Annotated in this window: 10 protein-coding genes and 4 pseudogenes; 9 read left to right on the top strand and 5 right to left on the bottom strand. The window is 68.7% G+C overall.

Annotation, left to right across the window (positions count from 1 at the left end):
- Positions 1 to 68 precede the first annotated feature (68 nt).
- Positions 69 to 1082 carry a LacI family DNA-binding transcriptional regulator gene (locus tag NP777_RS44870; protein WP_256655965.1) on the bottom strand — a complete coding sequence of 338 codons (1014 nt, stop codon included), beginning with the start codon at positions 1080 to 1082 and terminating at the stop codon, positions 69 to 71.
- Positions 1083 to 1507: 425 nt separating this feature from the next.
- Between NP777_RS44870 and NP777_RS44865 the strand changes: the two genes are divergently transcribed.
- Positions 1508 to 2473, top strand: a complete 966-nt coding sequence (locus tag NP777_RS44865; protein ID WP_256655964.1) for a glycoside hydrolase family 6 protein — start codon at positions 1508 to 1510, stop codon at positions 2471 to 2473.
- Here NP777_RS44865 and NP777_RS44860 read toward each other — a convergent pair.
- Positions 2467 to 2712 (bottom strand): hypothetical protein, encoded by a 246-nt coding sequence (locus NP777_RS44860; protein WP_256655963.1) that lies wholly within the window; start codon positions 2710 to 2712, stop codon positions 2467 to 2469. The two genes, NP777_RS44865 and NP777_RS44860, sit on opposite strands and share 7 nt — an antisense overlap.
- Positions 2713 to 3271: 559 nt before the next feature.
- Here NP777_RS44860 and NP777_RS44855 point away from each other — a divergent pair.
- Positions 3272 to 4174, top strand: a pseudogene (locus NP777_RS44855) (non-reducing end alpha-L-arabinofuranosidase family hydrolase); the annotation flags it as partial.
- Positions 4175 to 4184: 10 nt separating this feature from the next.
- Here NP777_RS44855 and NP777_RS44850 read toward each other — a convergent pair.
- Positions 4185 to 5412 (bottom strand): annotated as a pseudogene (locus tag NP777_RS44850) (serine hydrolase domain-containing protein).
- A gap of 72 nt (positions 5413 to 5484) precedes the next feature.
- Here NP777_RS44850 and NP777_RS48895 point away from each other — a divergent pair.
- The 5 genes and pseudogenes from NP777_RS48895 to NP777_RS44830 all read left to right on the top strand — a co-directional run.
- Positions 5485 to 5670: pseudogene (locus tag NP777_RS48895) on the top strand (arabinofuranosidase catalytic domain-containing protein); the annotation flags it as partial.
- Positions 5667 to 5789, top strand: a complete 123-nt coding sequence (locus NP777_RS48890; protein ID WP_449343565.1) for an arabinofuranosidase catalytic domain-containing protein — start codon at positions 5667 to 5669, stop codon at positions 5787 to 5789. The pseudogene NP777_RS48895 and the gene NP777_RS48890, both read left to right, overlap by 4 nt.
- 131 nt (positions 5790 to 5920) lie before the next feature.
- Positions 5921 to 6280, top strand: a complete 360-nt coding sequence (locus tag NP777_RS44840; RefSeq protein ID WP_256655962.1) for a hypothetical protein — start codon at positions 5921 to 5923, stop codon at positions 6278 to 6280.
- A 158-nt stretch (positions 6281 to 6438) separates the two neighbouring features.
- Positions 6439 to 8844 (top strand): ricin-type beta-trefoil lectin domain protein, encoded by a 2406-nt coding sequence (locus NP777_RS44835; RefSeq protein ID WP_256655961.1) that lies wholly within the window; start codon positions 6439 to 6441, stop codon positions 8842 to 8844.
- A gap of 64 nt (positions 8845 to 8908) precedes the next feature.
- A complete protein-coding gene (locus NP777_RS44830; RefSeq protein ID WP_256655960.1) occupies positions 8909 to 10891 on the top strand; it encodes an alpha-L-fucosidase in 1983 nt (660 codons plus the stop codon).
- A gap of 212 nt (positions 10892 to 11103) precedes the next feature.
- Here the strand turns inward: NP777_RS44830 and NP777_RS48350 are convergent, their stop codons facing one another.
- Positions 11104 to 12807 carry an IS4 family transposase gene (locus tag NP777_RS48350; RefSeq protein ID WP_308405394.1) on the bottom strand — a complete coding sequence of 568 codons (1704 nt, stop codon included), beginning with the start codon at positions 12805 to 12807 and terminating at the stop codon, positions 11104 to 11106.
- 129 nt (positions 12808 to 12936) lie between these two features.
- Positions 12937 to 13851: an alpha/beta hydrolase family protein gene (locus NP777_RS44805; protein WP_256655959.1), complete on the bottom strand. Its 915-nt coding sequence runs from the start codon at positions 13849 to 13851 to the stop codon at positions 12937 to 12939.
- Positions 13852 to 14867: 1016 nt separating this feature from the next.
- Here NP777_RS44805 and NP777_RS44800 point away from each other — a divergent pair.
- A pseudogene (locus NP777_RS44800) lies at positions 14868 to 15821 on the top strand (arabinofuranosidase catalytic domain-containing protein); the annotation flags it as partial.
- Positions 15822 to 16012: 191 nt separating this feature from the next.
- Positions 16013 to 17656 carry a glycoside hydrolase family 27 protein gene (locus NP777_RS44795; protein ID WP_391858703.1) on the top strand — a complete coding sequence of 548 codons (1644 nt, stop codon included), beginning with the start codon at positions 16013 to 16015 and terminating at the stop codon, positions 17654 to 17656.
- The last annotated feature ends 101 nt before the right edge of the window (positions 17657 to 17757 follow it).

Raw genomic sequence — 17757 nt, 5'->3', positions numbered from 1 at the left:
CACGGTGATCGTCCGCACGACGGAACGCTGGTCCACCCCTCACGGACCTGCTCGTCAGGACAGGTCCGTCAGGCGCTGGCGCGGGTGACCAGATGGGCGGGCAGGATCAGCGGGGTGGGGTCCTGTCCGCTGATGAGCGCCACGAGCATGCGCGCCATCTCCCGGCCGAGAGCCGCTATGGGCTGATGGACGGTGGTGAGGGGCGGATCGGCGATCTGGGCGACGGCCAGGTCGTCGAAGCCGACCACTGCGACATCGGCGGGGACCCGTCGGCCGGCCCCGCGCAACGCGCGCAGCGCTCCCGCGCCCATGTTGTCGTTGGCTGCGAACACCCCGTCCACGTCGGGGTGGTTCGCCAGCAGCGCGGCCATGGCGGCGGCTCCGCTGGGCTCGGTGAAGTCCCCCTCCTGCGGCAAGAACGGACCGAGGCCGGCCGCCAGCATGGCGTCCCGGTAGCCGCGGTACCGGGCACGTCCGACCTCGGTGTCCAGACGCCCGCAGATCGCGGCTACGCGAGTCCGGCCGCGCGAGATCAGGTACTCGGTCGCCTCGCGCGCTCCACCGACGTTGTCGACGTCCACGTACCACCGGGGAGTTGTACCGACCGGGCGTCCGCCGAACACGACGGGTATCTCCGCCTCCTCGGCCATACGGGCCAGCGGATCGTCCTCACGCAGCGCCATCAGCATGGCGCCGTCGGCACCCTTGGACCGAAGGAGCTCCCCCACCCGCTTGCGACTCCGGTCGGAAGCGGCCAGGCACAGCATCAGATGCAGGTCGGCCTCCTCCAAAGCGGCCGACGCTCCCACGATCACCTGGGCGAAGAACGGATCCGCGAAGATCGACGGATCCTCTCCCGAGACGACCAGGGCGGCCGCTCCTGTCTGGCGGGTGGCCAGAGCACGGGCGGTCGGATTGGGTACGTAACCGAGTTGCCTGACGGCCCGCTCGACCGCCTCGCGTTTGGCACGGCTGACGTGCGGTGCGTTGTTGATCGCGCGGGAGGCCACGGAGCGGGAGACGCCGGCGAGTTCGGTCACCTGGTCGAGCGTCGGCTGCCGACGCGGCGCGACTTCCGCCATGAGTCATGAGCCCTTCCTCTCGATCGGACGGGATGTCTCCCCCGGCTCATGCCGCTGCCACCCGCCCGGTGGGCGACGGAGGACGGGTACGGAGCCATCAGGGACCGGAGAGCTGGGAGCGCTTCCAATTACGGGACTGTAGAGCCTCGTCCTCGCCCTGTGAAGGCCGAGTTGTACGTCGACCCTTGACAGCTTGACCAGTCGGCAACACGATACCGACCACACCCCAGGTGCTCTCAGTGCTGTTGGGAGCGCTCCCAGTGGGAGCGCTCCCAATACTCGCTGCCGACCTTCGGCCCTGTCGTCCCTGCCGGAGGAGAGTCGTCGGCACAAGGGGGCGTTGTACCACCGCACTTCCTCAGCGCGTCGCTCGCTCGTGACCAAGAGCGTCCGACACATCCCTGTCAGGAAACCGAGGTACAGTCATGCGCCACAGACTCCGCGCCCTGATGGCAGCGCTCTTCGCTCTGCCGCTGGCGCTCGCCATCGCACCGTCCGCCCACGCGGCCGACCCGACCACCATGACCAGCGGGTTCTATGTGGACCCCGACTCCAGCGCGAAGAGGTGGGTCGCCGCCAACCCCGGCGACGGCCGGGCGCCCGCGATCAACGCCTCCATCGCCAATACCCCGATGGCCCGCTGGTTCGGCTCCTGGAGCGGCACCATCGGCACCGCTACCGGCGCGTACGCGGGCGCCGCGGACCATGGGGACAAACTGCCCATCCTCGTCGCCTACAACATATACAACCGCGACTACTGCGGCGGGCACTCCGCGGGCGGGGCCGCTTCGCCGTCCGCCTACGCGACCTGGATCGCCCAGTTCGCCGGCGGGATCGCCAACCGCCCGGCTGTCGTCATCCTCGAACCGGACTCTCTCGGGGACTACGGTTGCATGACCCAGGCTCAGATCGACGAACGCGAGGGCATGCTCACCGGCGCCCTCGCCGAGTTCAGCCGCCAGGCCCCCAACACCTGGGTCTACCTCGACGCCGGCAACCCGGGCTGGGCGGACCCGGCGACCATGGCCCGGCGCCTCCACGAAGCCGGCCTCCGACAGGCCCACGGCTTCTCCCTCAACGCCTCCAACTACTTCACCACGAGCGAGAACACCGCCTACGGCAACGCCGTCAACCGTGAACTCAACGCCCGCTACGGCTACACCAAGCCGTTCGTCGTGGACACCAGTCGCAACGGCAACGGCTCCAACGGCCAGTGGTGCAACCCCTCAGGCCGCCGCATCGGCACCGCCACCCAGCTGGGCGGAGGCGCCGAAATGCTCTTGTGGATCAAGACCCCGGGCGAGTCCGACGGCAACTGCGGCGTCGGAGCCGGCTCCTCGGCCGGACAGTTCCTCCCCGAGGTCGCCTACAAGATGGTCTACGGCTACTGATCCAGGACTCCCGTGGCCTGGCTCATCCCTGCCCCGCGCAGCCAGGCGATCTCCCGCGCGAGCCCTGGCGGCCATGTCAACACCATCCACGAACCGGCCTCGCTCCGGCGCCGAAGGTCTGTCCATCCGCCCAGGCCCGGCGATTCGATCGGCTTGACCTGTGGCGTTTCATCCATCAAGCCCTGCGAGACATTCCAGCGTTGCCCGCGAATCGTGCGAGAGGTATTGACGCCGCTCACCGGTCCCCTACCATCCAGATTGCTCGATACTTCGACCGTTGTTCGAAATCGCGGACACATCGCAACTGCTCCACTCGCACAGCAGGACACTTCCGGGCCACGTCCACCGGAACGGCCGAGCCGCAAGGAGCACACCGCTTTGCAGATGTCATGGATTCACCAGCCCTCCTCCCGTCGTCGCGCGACGGCGACCGCCACCGGCCGCGTCCAGGGCACCACCTCCACCGCAACGGTCCAGCTCGACCACTCCGCGGTGCGGGACGGCGACCCGGGCGGGTGGCGAAGGTCAGCGGGGTGACCATGGACAACAACCGGCGCCGGCCACGAGCTCGTGAGCGAGGCCCGTTCCGGGCAACCGCATCCGGCTGCGCACGAACCCGTCCGGACAGCCTCCGACGGGGCCGGCCGGAACCACTCACTCAAGAATCAAGAGGTCCTCATGCACGGAGGAAGTTTCAACCGCAAACGTCTGTCTGTGATGCTCGGCGCCTCGGTCGCGGCCCTGGCCTCGTTGGCGGCGACGCTCGTCGCCAACCCGGCTCAGGCGGCCACCAGCGCGTGTTCTCTTCCGTCGACGTACCGGTGGACGTCGACGGGTGTGTTGGCGCAGCCGGCGAACGGGTGGGTCTCACTGAAGGACTTCACCAACGTGATGTACAACGGCAAGCACCTGGTCTACGCGTCGAACGTGTCGGGATCGTCTTACGGCTCGATGAGGTTCAGCCCCTTCACGAACTGGTCGGACATGGCGTCGGCCGGCCAGGCCGGAATGAGCCAGGCCGCGGTGGCGCCCACGCTGTTCTACTTCGCGCCCAAGAACATCTGGGTGCTGGCGTACCAGTGGGGTGCGTGGCCCTTCATCTACCGCACGTCGAACGACCCCACCAACCCCAACGGCTGGTCCTCGCCGCAGCCGCTGTTCACCGGTAGCATCTCCGGCTCCGGCACCGGCCCGATCGACCAGACCCTGATCGGTGACGGTCAGAACATGTACCTGTTCTTCGCCGGTGACAACGGCAAGATCTACCGAGCGAGCATGCCGATCGGGAACTTCCCGGGCAGCTTCGGCTCGTCGTACACAACGGTCATGAGCGACTCGACGAACAACCTGTTCGAGGGGGTGCAGGTCTACAAGGTTCAGGACCAGAACCAGTACCTCATGATTGTTGAGGCGATCGGGGCGAAGGGGCGCTACTTCCGCTCGTTCACGGCCTCCAGCCTGAGCGGTTCGTGGACCCCGCAGGCCGGCAGCGAAAGCAACCCCTTCGCGGGCAAGGCCAACAGCGGTGCCACCTGGACCAACGACATCAGCCACGGTGACCTGGTCCGCAGCAACCCCGACCAGACCATGACCGTCGACCCCTGTAACCTGCAGTTCCTCTACCAGGGCAAGTCCCCCTCCGCCGGCGGCCCCTATGACCAACTGCCCTGGCGGCCGGGTGTCCTTACCCTGCAGCGCTGACCTCGCGCTTTCATCGGGCGGGCCACCCGCCTGTGGGCACCCCGCAGCCTGCGCGGGGGCCGCCTCGGGCGGTGGTCCGACCCGCGACAGGCCGGATAGCCGAAACGGCCCCCGGGGAATCCGACGGGCCGTCACGAAGGATCGGGCCCAGGTGTTGTTCCGAAGCGCGTCGTAGATGGCCGTGACGTGGGTACCGCTTCGGTCGGAACCGATGATGCCGGGGGGCCATCCTGTTCATCAGGTAGCAGATCGTCATGCGCCGATCGAGGTCCATGATGATCATTGACCCGCCCCAGCCTCCCCAGAAGCAGATCTTTCCGTCAGGGATCCAGGCGATGGTGTCCTTCTTGGGCAACGCATGCCGACTTGGGCAACGCATGCCGACGCCCCAGCGCAGCGGGATGCCAAGGACCACGTCCACGGCGTTGGCCTGTTCGTTGCAGATGAGATCGATCGTGTCCGGGCCGAGCAGGCGGATGCCGTCGACCTCACCACCGCGGGCGATCGCCGACAGCACACGTGCGACGGAGCGAGCATTCCCGTGCCCGTTCACCGCACCCATGTCCGCGCGGCGCCGGCCCGGTGTGTTGGCATCGTTCGCCGTTCGCGATCCGGTCCCAGTCCTCCTCGGCGGCACCGATCTGGAAGTCGGCACCCAGCGGCCCGGCGAGCTCCTCGGCGACGAACCGCTTCAGGGGCTTTCCACTCACGCGCCGGATGACCTCGCCGAGCAAGTGACCGAAGTTCGTCATGTGGTAGCCCGAGGCCGCTCCCGGCTCCCACCACGGGGCCTGAGCGGCCATCCGGGCCGTGGACTTCTCCCAGTCGTAGAGGTCCTCGAGCACGGCTGGCTGATCGAGACCGGCGCCCCCGGAGGTGTGACCCGCGCCCCGGCCGCACGACTGCGCGCTCCATCCGCCGAAACAGCGACGGAACACCTCGCCCTCGGTCGCTTCGGCGCCACCGCGACCCGTGAGCCAGGCGGCGAGCGCGTAGGGCGGTCCGGTGAGCGCGCCGCCCGCGGGGGCCACGCCATAGCCGTCTGCCGGCTGACGACCGTGGCCGACCAGGCACCGTCCGGAACCTGGCTGGCCTGGCTGCCGAGGGGGAATCGTGTGGCTGTCTCGGTCAGCAAGGGCGTACCGGCCCACGGATCGTTCCAGGGACCGGAACGCCACGGTGGGCTGACCAGTGCAAAAGAAACATGGGATGGATCGGCTTCCGATTGAGACAGACATGCCTATTGACAGTGTGAGGGACCAGTGGAATCACTATGGGACATGGGATGTCTGAGGGTACGGACACGGCACAGTCAGAGCCGTTCCGCGAAGGCGACCTCCGAGTCGCTGACCGCCGGGGGCACCAAGGCGTACTCGCTGTACATCAACCCCGGGAACAGCTACTGGCGGGACGGTCACCTGACGGGCGTGCCGACCGGTGCCGCACCCGAAGGGGCGTACATGGTGACCAGCGGCACCCACGTCAACAGCGACTGCCCGGCGGCGGCGCCAACCTGAGCGGCACCTTCTACGCAGGAGCCATCGTCGCCGGCTACCCCTCCGATGCGACCGACAACGCCGTACAGGCCAACGTCACGGCGGCCGGCTACCGCTGAACTCCCTTCACGTCCGCGGGAGGTGGCGGCCCCCGTCCAGCACGCGCGCCGCAACGCAGCGGCGCCCCACCGCAGGAGGAACGGATGAGGACGAGAGCGAGACCCGACCGCCCTACCACACGCGGTACCAGGTGCTCGTCAGCGACATCTACGGCGCGAACGGCGACCAGCCGTCGAACACGAGGTACCCGTGCGACGACGGCGACTGCTCCAACTGGGTCGGCTGCGGTGGCGTGCACATCACCGTGCACCGCATCCCCGGCCGGGCACCGCTCGGTGCCCCGCAGATCGTGCACGACCAGAACGTGAGCGCCTCGGGCGGCTCGATCACCGTGCCGTTCACGTTCCAGGGCTCGCACGACGCGTTCGCCGTCTGTCTGACACCCGCCTCGTCCAGCGGCGGCGGCTTCGGCGTGTACGGCGACTCCGGCAGCACCGGCGCCGCGATCGACCAGTGGACCCGCAACGGGCGACCCTTCATCCTCGGCTGACCGCGGCTGAACGGACGCCCGTCCGCGAGCGGCCTCCGGCAACCGTGGAGCCACGGCCACCACGAGCAGCGCGAGTCGTACGAGCACAACACAGCCACCGCGCCCCATGGCGGACCCGGCGGCCACGGGACGCCTCCGACCTGCGAAAGGAATCCAGCGTGTCAGCATTCAGATGGCTGGTCCGGCGTCTGCGCGCCTCGACGGCCGTGCTCACGGGCCTCGTCCTGGCCGCCGGCGGCCTCGTCGGCACGGCTGCCGGGCCGGCCCAGGCAGCCACCTCCGTCACGATCAACGGCGCGTCCGGCGGCCGCACCTTCGACGGCGTCGGCGCGATCAGCGGCGGGGGCGGCAACAGCAGACTCCTGATCGACTATCCCGAGCCCGAGCGCGGCCAGATCCTCGACTACCTGTTCCGGCCCGGCTACGGTGCCTCCCTGCAGATCCTCAAAGCGGAGATCGGCGGCGATACCAACTCCACCTCGGGGGCCGAGCCGAGCCACCAGCACACCCGGTCCGACCTGAACTGCGACCGGGGCTACGAATGGTGGCTGATGGAGCAGGCCAAAGCGCGCAACCCGGACATCAAGCTGTACGGGCTCGCCTGGGGTGCGCCCGGCTGGATCGGCGGCGGGAACTTCTGGTCCACCGACATGATCAACTACCTGCTCTCGTGGCTGGGCTGCGCCAAGCAGCACGGGTTGAGCATCGATTACCTCGGCGGGTGGAACGAGCGAGGCTACAACGTCTCCTGGTACGAGCAGTTGCGCAGTGCGCTGGTCAGCAACGGCTACGACAACATCAAGATCGTCGCGGCGGACTCCGACTGGGCCGTGGCGAACGACGTCAACTCCGACCCCGCGTTCGCCGCCGCGGTGAACATCATCGGCACGCACTACCCCTGCGGCTACCGGTCGTCCCAGTCCAACTGCTCGGTGCCGTCGGCCGCCACATCGTCCGGCAAGCCGCTGTGGGCCAGCGAGAACGGCTCGGACGACTACAACGCGGGAGCCCCGGCCGTGGCCCGCGGCATCAACCGCGGATACATCGACGGCCGGATGACCGCGTATCTCAACTGGCCGGTGGTCGCCGCGATCACACCCAACCTGCCGTACCCCACCATGGGGCTCGCCCTGGCCGCGCAGCCGTGGTCTGGGCACTACAGGATCGGCAAGAACGCCTGGGTGATGGCACAGACCAGCCAGTTCACCAGCCCGGGGTGGAAGTACCTCGACGCCTCCAGCGGCTACATCGGCGGCAGCCGGAACAACGGCAGCTATGTCTCGCTGAAGTCCAAGAACAACTCCGACTACTCCACGGTCATCGAGACGATGGACGCCGACGGCGCCCAGACGCTGAACTTCACCGTCACCGGAGGGCTGTCCACCGGAACCGTCCACGTCTGGTCGACCGACGTCAGCTCCAACAACCCGGCCGACTACCTCGTGCACGCCACCGACGTCACGCCGTCCGGCAGCGGTTTCAGCCTGACCGTGCAGCCCGGTCGCGTCTACACCCTGACCACCACGACCGGTCAGGGCAAGGGCACCGCGACCGGCCCTGCCCAGGACACGATGAGTCTGCCGTACAGCGACTCCTTCGACGGCTACGCCACCGGCACCGAGGCGCAGTATCTCATGGACTGGCAGGGCGCCTTCGAGGAGGTGGGTTGCGGCGGCGGCCGCAGCGGCAAGTGCGTGCGCCAGATGAGCCCGCAGAAACCGATCACCTGGGACGCGCTGTCCGATCCGCACGCCTTGCTCGGTGACGTGGGCTGGAGCAACTACACCGTCTCGTCCGACGTGATGCTCGAACAGCCCGGATACACCGAGCTGATCGGCCGTGCAGGCGCACAGGACTACAACAGCACCGGGGGGCTCAACGCCTACCACCTGCGGGTGAGCGACACCGGGGCCTGGTCGATCCTGGACTCCGACACAGGCGGCAACGTCTCCACCCTGGCCCGCGGCACGACCGCGGCGCTGGGCACCAACCGGTGGCACGCCCTGGCCCTCACCTTCTCCGGCACCACCATCACCGCCGTCATCGACGGTTCCACGGTCGGTTCCGTGAACGACCGCACCTGGGTCGGCGGGCAGATCGGCTACGCCACCGGCCAGGGCGAGACGGCGCAGTTCGACAACCTGTCCATCACCCCCGGCAGCGGCGGAGACGGCGGCACGACCGGCGCGATCGTCGGGGCCAGCTCCGGGCGCTGCGTGGACGTACCGAACCAGTCGCAGACGGGCGGCACCCAGGTGGAGCTGTGGGACTGCAACGGCGGCAGCAACCAGAAGTGGACGAACACCTCGGACGGTGAGCTGCGGGTGTACGGCAGCGACTGCCTCGACGCCGCGGGCCAGGGCACCACCCCCGGTACCAAGGTGGACATCTGGGACTGCGACGGCGGCAGCAACCAGAAGTGGACGCTCCACGTCGACGGCACGATCACCGGCGTCCAGTCCGGCCTGTGCCTGGATGCCACCGGCGCGGGAGCGGCCAACGGCACCTTGCTGCAGCTGTGGACCTGCAACGGCGGCAGCAACCAGAAGTGGACGCGCGACTGATCCGGTGACCGGCCGACGATCACCGACTACCGCACCTGCTCCGTCATTCTCCCGAGAGGCCCCCATGTCTTCCTCTTCCCTGCCACTCAGCCGGCGCCAACTGCTGGCGGCGGCCGGCGCGGCCACGGCCTTCGGCCTGCTGCGGTTCGCCCCCGAGGCCGCCGCGACGGACGGCCCCGGAAGCTACACCGCGAGCTGGTCCTCCGTGGACCAGCACCCCCCGGCCCCGGCCTGGTTCCAGGACGCCAAGTTCGGCATCTACTACCACTGGGGCGCCTTCAGCGTTCCCGCGTTCGGGAACGAGTGGTATCCGCGCAACATGTACATCGGCGGCTCCGCCGAGAACAGACACCACATCGCCACCTACGGCGACCCCTCGGCCTGGCCGTACCACAACTTCATCGACGGCGCCCGCGACAAGACCGGCAACCGCGTGCAGTTCGCCCCCAAACTCGCCTCCCAGGGCGGCAACTTCGACCCGGACGCCTGGGCGCGGCTGTTCAAGGCCGCGGGCGCCAGGTTCGCCGGGCCGGTCGCCGAGCACCACGACGGCTTCTCCATGTGGAACAGCCGCTCCAACCCGTGGAACTCGGTCCAGCACGGTCCCAGACTCGACCTGGTGGGGCTGCACGCGCAGGCCATCCGCGGGCAGGGGCTGAAGTTCATGACCGCGCTGCACCACGCCTACCACTTCAACGGCTACTACGACCACGTACCGAACCAGTCGGACCCGACGCTGCGCATCCTCTACGGCCAGCAGGGCTCGGCCGCGGAGAACAAGCTCTGGTACGACAAGCTGATCGAGGTCATCGACGGCTACCAGCCGGATCTGGTCTGGCAGGACTTCGATCTGAACCTGGTGCAGGAGTCCTACCGGCTCGAGTTCCTCGCGCACTACTACAACCAGGCGGTCTCGTGGAACAAGGACGTGGTCGCGACCTACAAGGACGGCCTCAACAACAAGGGTGAGGTCTTCGACTTCGAGCGCGGCGGCCCGGCGGGGCTGCTCACCCCCTACTGGCTGACCGACGACAGCATCTCCTCCTCCAGCTGGTGCTACACGGAGGGCATCGGCTACTACTCGACGCAGGCACTGCTGCACTCGCTGATCGACCGGGTCAGCAAGGGCGGCAGCATGCTGCTGAACATCGCCCCGATGTCCGACGGCACCATCCCCTCCGGGCAGCGGTCCATCCTGCTCGCCATGGGCGACTGGCTCGGCCGTTTCGGAGAGGCGGTCTACTCCACCCGCTCCTGGACCAGTTACGGCGAGGGCCCCACCAAGATGGGCGGAGGCTCGTTCAGCGGACCGGTGGCCGGCAAACCGCAGGACGTCCGGTTCACCCGCAGCCGGGACAACAAGGTCCTCTACGCCACCGCGCTGGGCTGGCAGGGCGGCACCATGACCATCACGACACTGAACTCGAACCAGATCAACGTCAGCAGCCTGACCGGCGCCAAACTGCTGAACAACACCGCCGGCGCCTACATCGACCTGCCCGCTCCGGTCCAGGACGCTTCCGGCCTGCACCTCACCATGCCCTCGGCCAACCCACCGTTCAGTGCCCTGGCGTACACGGTCAAGCTCACCTTCTCCGGTGAGATCCCCGTCCTGGGCGCGCCGGGTGGCTCGACGACCTGGGTGAAGATCACCAACGTGACCAGCGGACTGGCGCTCGACAGCGGGGGCGACGTCGCCTCCGGATCCAACCTCAAGCAGTGGAACTACGACGGGAGCACCAATCTGCAGTGGCAGCTGATCGACCTCGGCAACGGCTACTACCGCATCATGAACCGCACCAACGGCATGGCCGCCGACAGCTGGGGCAACTCCGCCAACGGCGCTCCCGCCCGCCAGGAGGTCTGGAACGGCGGCAACAACCAGCAGTGGTCGCTGAGCAGCCTCGGCGGCAACCGCTACCAGATCATCAACCGGGCCACCGGCACCGCCCTTGACGGCAGCGGCAGCACCACGGCCGGCTCGACCACGGTGATGTGGACACCGAACTCCAGCACCAACAACGAATGGACCATCACCGGCGTCTGAACGATCCCACAGGCAGTGCGGACGCCGATGTGCACGGCGGACCGGGGATCGTGTCTCTTGGTTACGGCACCGTGCCGGTGGTGGAGAAGTTCTTCCGCCTCCAGAGCCGAGCCGCACTGCCGCCATCGAGGCGGGCACCTCGCACAACCGGGCGGCAGTTCCGCCTCGCCAGGCCCGCACGCCTCCGCGCTGCCTCACCTGCGCTGATCACTTCACCGCACCTCCCGCGCGTACGGCGCGACGGTGATCCGGTCGATCAGCGGGGCGCAGCGGGAGCGGAGCAGCACCCCGGGGAAGGTGTCCGAGGCGTAGGTGGTGCCGCCGAAGTTCGGCAGTTCCCCGGAGCGGAAGGTGATCGGGTTCTGCCCCTTCCCGAGGTGGACCGGGACGGTCAGCTCGCAGAAGTCGTCCTGGTGGATGGTGTCGGGGAGGCTGACGCGTCGCGTCTCGACGCCACCCACGGTGATGTCGGGGTGGCGTGCGAGCGGGTCCGGGTTGTGCCGATCGCCCTCGGCATCTACCACTACATCGGGAACAACAACCAGGAGTGGAACGCCATCATGGCCACCGCCGTGGTGGCTTCGCTGCCGACGACGGCCATCCTCGTCCTCGCCCAGCGTGACGTCGCCGCCGGCGTGACCGCCGGCGCGATAAAGGACTGACCCGCGCCGATCGCCGGCGCCCCCTGCTGAAGAAACGAGTAACCCCCTCATGACCGCCGCCCGATCCGGCCCGGCCTTCTCCCTCCACGACATTCCGTTCAGCACCCGCGGCTCCTGGTTCGGCATCTCTTGCGTACTCGCGGACAACGAGCGTGCCGAAGACCTCCACCTCGTGTCGCACCAGAACGGCATGCAGGCCGTCCTGCGGCTCCCCCCTTCGTCCCGGGCAACGGGCAACCGGGCCGTCACTCGTATCGAGACGAGGCCCGGCCTGCTCCGCTGGACTGGACGCCAGGGCACGATCGACTGCTCATCGGGGGTTTTGCTGCTCAGTACGACGCGGGTGCCGCGCTGATGGGTTTTGATCTCGGCGAAGACGGATTCGACCTCCCAGCGTTCGCAGTAGAGCGCGGCCAGCTGCCGGGCCGGATGGCGTCGGGTATCCAGCAGGGTAGTGACCAGCCGGTAGCCGTCAGATGTGTCTTTACTGACCTGGCCCTTGAGCTGGTAAGCCAGAACCCGGACGGTGACCGGCTCATGCCGGGCAGGGCCGCTGCTCGCCCGGATCTGTGACAGCCATGACCCGTCCCGGAACTGTTTGAGGACCGGCAGGACGCGGTTGGCGGGCACTCGCCACAGCAGGTCGGCGCCGGTGGCGGTGAAGGCCTGCCACAGAGGGACACCGAGGAACTCACGGTCGGCCAGGACGAGCCGGCCCGGGCCGAGTGACCGTGGCAGGCGGCTGACCAGGGTGACTTCCCCGGTGCGGCAGCCGGCGAGTTCCGCGTCCAGCACCGCGTGGCTGCCCACCTCCACCAAAGCAGCCATCCGCACCTGCGGGAACGCGCTCCTGCCGGACCCGCGGCCGTTGCCCGGACGTCCGAACGCGGCCTCGTTGGCTTCGCTGTCCGCGACGTCCCAGCAGGTTGCGTCCACCGCCAGCAGCCGCAAGCCCCGCCGGAACGCACCGGGTGTCGCCTCGGTGGCCATCGGCTTGGCGGTCGTGGCGAACAGCACTCGCAACGGCTCACAGCCCAGCCGCTGCCGGGCGCGGAACAGCGAGGACTTCGCCGGCACGTGCCAGCCGCCCAGCAGCCCTTGGCCCCGCAGCCCCTCCACCAAGTGCCGCATCGCTTCCAGATACGGAGCCGGAGAGAAGAGCGCCAGCCCCAGCACGAAGTACACCACCAGTCGCGCGGGAAGCAGCCGTCTGCGTTGCTCAGCGCACCCGCAAGCCGTGACCACGCGATCCACCAACCCGGCGGATACACCCAGGTCAACAGCCCCAGACCCGATAACTCAGACACACGCGCAGACACCCGAACCACCCCCTGGGACCACCCCAGGAACCCACGCCCAAGGCCTAAAACAACGGCATTGGGACTAGGTGAGGGCCGCTTGCCAGGAGGTGCCGTTGCTGGTGGCATCGCCTCGCAGGCGGTCGCGGGCGGCGGTGTCGCCGTACAGACCCCAGCGGAACCAGTCCAGGAAGGTGTTCTTGGTCTGGGCGTAGTACCGGTAGTCCGGTGTCAGGTACTGGCCGTGGTCCGCCCCGACGTGAGTGAGGAACGCCTTGGGCGACGGGAGCTCCGCGTATGCGGCGTGCGCCGAGTTGTAGTCGCAGGTCGGGTCGTGGTCACCGTGGATGAACAGCACCTTGGCGTGGAGGCCGGCGGGGTTGCCCATGTCCACGCAGGCGACCGGGACGGCGGCGACGATGCGGTTGTCCGGCCAGGCGGTGAGCAGGCCGTGGGTGGTCATCCCGCCCATCGAGTGGCCGGACACACCGACACCGGCACGGGTGTCGATGTGTCCGGCGAACGGGTCGCCCCCGGTGGTGTTGAGCGCCAGTGTCCGGGTGAGGACCTCGGAGACGTCCTTCGACCAGTTGCCGTTGTAGACGCTGCCGATGTTGGTGTTGTCGGAGAACGAGGGGGCGGGGCAGATGAAGCCCGCGGCGGCCAGATCGTGGGTCTGCGAGGAGTAGCAGTCGAAGTTGCACCCCATGCCATGGCTCCATTCGGCGATGGGAAAGACGCCGTTGGCGATGGGCGCGTTCGGGATGGGGTTGCCGCCCGGATTGCCGGAGGCCGGATAGAAGATCTTCGTGGTCAGTTGGCGGTTGCCGCGTGACCAGTTGAACTGGCGCACGCCGATGGCGAACTGCGCGGTCGGGGCCTGCCGCGGTGAGGCCACCCGTGGTGTCAGGGTGCCTGCGGCCGCGCTGCCGCCGAGCAGGGACGTGCCCACGCCGGCGGCCGCGGCCGCGCCGAGACCCAGTAAGGTACGCCGTCGCATCGACATTGGTGACTCCTTGTTGTTGTCGGGATGAGCGGGCCACGCAGGCGCGGCGGTGCACCGGCGTGAGGGGAGCCCCGCAGGGGGGTGCTCAGAGGTTGGGCCGTCTGTTCGGCCCCTGGCCCACGAGACAAGCGCCGGGGCGCTCAGCAGGTGTTGTTGGTCTGGGTGAGGAGGCCCAGGCGATAGGGGAGCTGGGAGTAGTCGCCGCCGGAGTCGGGGTCCGTTCCCTGGTACAGGAACTATGCGTGGCAGATACCCCCAAGGAGCGTCAGTCCGGCGGTGACGCGACCACCATCGCCGGAGGCGCGACCCCAGCGGCAGGCCGAAGGGGTCGCCGTGCACGGTGGTGATGGTCGTCGCGTGGTGGCCGGCCCGGCATTGTCGCGCCCGAGACGGTGGGGAAGACGCGCCTGTTGATCGTCATGACATGACCTTCCGGCGGCAAGTGCGGAGGCGGGAGCGCGGGCACGGGATGGGCAGCGGGGGCGCACCGATACATCCCATGTCCCTCTAGGGGTCCCATGGGATCTTTGGGGCTGTCAAGAGACTTGACGTCGAACGATACGGTGCCCTGCCGCGGAACTCGGGACGACAGCCCTGCGGCATGGGCGGCGGGAGAGGTCAAACATCACATGTCGCCGACGACTGCGCCCCGCGGGACCACCACCGGACTGCGGTTTCCCTCGCGATCTCCACACCGGTCCGGTGTGCGGTATTGACAGCCCTCAGAGCTCCCCTATCATCCATCTCTGTCCGATGTTTCGAAAGTAGTTCGAGATATCGAACCACCACTTCTCGCGCCCCACACCATCCGGCTGACCCGCGGCTTGCGAGAAATGTCATGTCCCTGATCAGATGCCCAGGAGGAGACGGTGCAGTCTTCGTTGGTTTCCGTGCCGGGCGGGGTGTCCCCGGGACGGCGTTCGCACACCGCCTTGGCCACGGGCTCGGCGCTGATGTTGATCGCGGTACTGGTGGCGGTGTTCGGCCGACCAGGGCCGGCGTCCGCCGTCGGCACCGGCCCCTGTGACATCTACGCCTCGGGCGGCACGCCTTGCGTGGCCGCGCACAGTACGGTGCGGGCGCTCTATGGCTCGTACGCCGGCAAGTTGTACCAAGTCAGGCGCTCGTCCGACAACGCGACCCGGGACATCGGCGCCCTGACGGCAGGCGGCGTCGCCAACGCCGCCGCCCAGGACTCGTTCTGTGCGGGTACCTCATGCGTCATCACCTGGGTCTACGACCAGTCCGGGCATGGCAACAACCTGGGCTACCAGGGGCCGGGCGGAGTCGGCGGCTCCGACACCGCCGCGAACGCGACCGGCGAATCGCTGACGGTCGGGGGCAGCAGGGCCTACTCGCTGTACATCAACCCCAAGAACAGCTACTGGCGGGACGGCCACACGACGGGCGTCCCCACCGGCAGCGCACCCGAGGGGATGTACATGGTGACCAGCGGCACGCACGTCAACGGCGGCTGCTGCTTCGACTACGGCAACAGCGAGATCACCCGTAAGGCCGACGGCCCCGGGGCCATGGACGCGATCAACTTCAGCACGCAGTGCTGGTTCGGCGGATGTTCCGGGAGCGGCCCATGGGTCCAGGCAGACCTCGAATGGGGCCTGTACTCCGGGGGCAGCCAGTCCTGGAACCCGAACCAGAGGGCCTTCACCAGCAAGTTCGTCACCGCGACACTGAAGAACAACGGGACCAGTCGGTTCGCGATCAAGGGCAGCAACGCGCAGTCCGGGAGCCTGACCACGCTGTACGCCGGCTCCCTCCCCGGTGGCTACAACCCCATGAAGAAGCAGGGGGCCATCATCCTGGGCAGCGGCGGTGACTGCTGCAACGGCAACACCAACCTCAGCGCCGGCACGTTCTACGAAGGAGCCATCGTCTCCGGCTACCCCTCCGACCAGACGGAGAACGCCGTGCAGGCCAACATCACCGCGGCCGGCTACCGCTGAACCGGGGCGCTTCCCCGGCCCCGATGACCGCTGCCCTCCTCCGTGGCCATCCGCGTCGGAGGTCACCGAGCACCACCGGGTGCGGCGGCCGTCATGCCGGGCCGGCCGCCTCCCCGGGCATCCGTCGGCCGCCGCATCGCGCGGACCGCAGGCGATCGCCTCTCCGCACCCTTCCTGGAAGGAACCATCTCGTGTCGAAACCACGCGGACGACTACTCCGCTTCCTCACGGCTGCCGCGCTGATCGGCACCGTCTTCACCACGGCCTCAGCCCACTCGACCGCCCAGGCCGCCCCGGGCAGTCCGGCGCTCACCCCACCGCTGGGCTGGAACAGCTGGAACAGCTTCGGGTGCGGGATCACCGAGGCACAGGTCCGCCAGGCCGCCGACGCCATGGTCTCCTCGGGCATGCGGGACGCCGGTTACCGGTACGTGGTGGTCGACGACTGCTGGTTCGACCCGCAGCGCGACACCGCGGGCAACTTGCGGGCCAACCCGACCAAATTCCCCAGCGGGATGAAGGCGCTCGGGGACTACATCCACGGGAAGGGCCTGAAGTTCGGCATCTACCAGGTGCCCAACGAGCGCACGTGCGCGCAGGGCGTGGGCAGTTACCCGGGGTCCACCGGCAGCAAGGGGCATGAGGTCCAGGACGCCCGCACGTTCGCCTCGTGGGGTGTGGACTACCTCAAGTACGACTGGTGCTCCTCCGCCGGCACCCGGGACGAGCAGGTCGCGCGGTTCACGCTCATGCGCGACGCGCTGCGCGCCACAGGGCGCCCGATCGTCTACAGCATCAACCCCAACAGCTTCCACGCCATCACCGGCGACACATACAACTGGGGCGAGGTCGCCGACCTGTGGCGGACCACCGAGGACCTGCTCGACATCTGGCAGAACGGCAACACCAACAGCTACCCGATGGGCGTGGGCAACGTCGTGGACGTCACCGCGCCTCTGGCCGCGCAGTCGGGTCCGGGCCACTGGAACGACCCCGACATGCTCGTCGTCGGCCGCCCCGGGCTGTCGCTGACCGAGTCCCGCTCCCACTTCGCCCTGTGGGCGCTGATGGCCGCGCCACTCATGGCGGGCAACGACATCCGCACCATGTCAGCCGATGTGAGCGCGGTCCTGCGCAACCCGCGCCTGCTGGCGGTGAACCAGGACCCGCTGGGCGCGGGCGGGCGCAGGGTGCGCGACGACGGGGACACCGAGGTGTTCGCCAAGCCCCTGTCCGACGGCTCGGTTGCCGTGGGCCTGTTCAACCGGGGGAACGGCACGGCGACGGTCAGCGCCACGGCGGCCCAGATCGGACTGTCCGGCGGGTCGTTCACCCTCACCGACCTGTGGACCGGCGGCACATCGAGCACATCCGGACAGGTCTCGGCGAGTGTGCCCGCACACGGTGTCGCCGCGTTCCGGGTGACCGGCGGCACTCCGCTGGCCGCCGCCACCTCCCGGCTGCGCGGTGACGCGTCCGGCCGTTGCCTGGACGTGGAGAACGCCTCGACCGCGGCCGGGGCGAGGGTAGTGATCCGGGACTGCCACACGGCCGCCGGCCAGCTGTGGACCACCTGGGCCGGCGGGGAGATACGCGTCTTCGGCGACAAGTGCCTGGACGCCTACGACCAGGGCACCACCAACGGCACACGCGTCATCACCTGGCCCTGCAACGGACAGGACAACCAGAAGTGGACACTCGAGGCGAACGGTTCGATCCGCAACGTCCACGCCGGTCTGTGCCTGGACGTCGACCAAGCCGGCACGGCCGGCGGAACCCCACTGATCCTGTGGACCTGCAACGGTCAGGGCAACCAGCGGTGGACCCGCGGGTGAGCGGCGCCGCACACCGGTCGGCCGGCCCCGGGCCGTCCACCACCCGGCCACCGGCCCACCCCCTTCCGGGCCGTGATGATGCCCGCCGCCGTGCCATCGGC

The sequence above is a fragment of the Streptomyces rugosispiralis genome (assembly GCF_024505145.1).
In the GTDB taxonomy this organism is placed as follows: domain Bacteria; phylum Actinomycetota; class Actinomycetes; order Streptomycetales; family Streptomycetaceae; genus Streptomyces; species Streptomyces rugosispiralis.
Note: the sequence above shows the minus strand (reverse complement) of the source record. Positions and strands in the feature narration are given on the sequence as shown.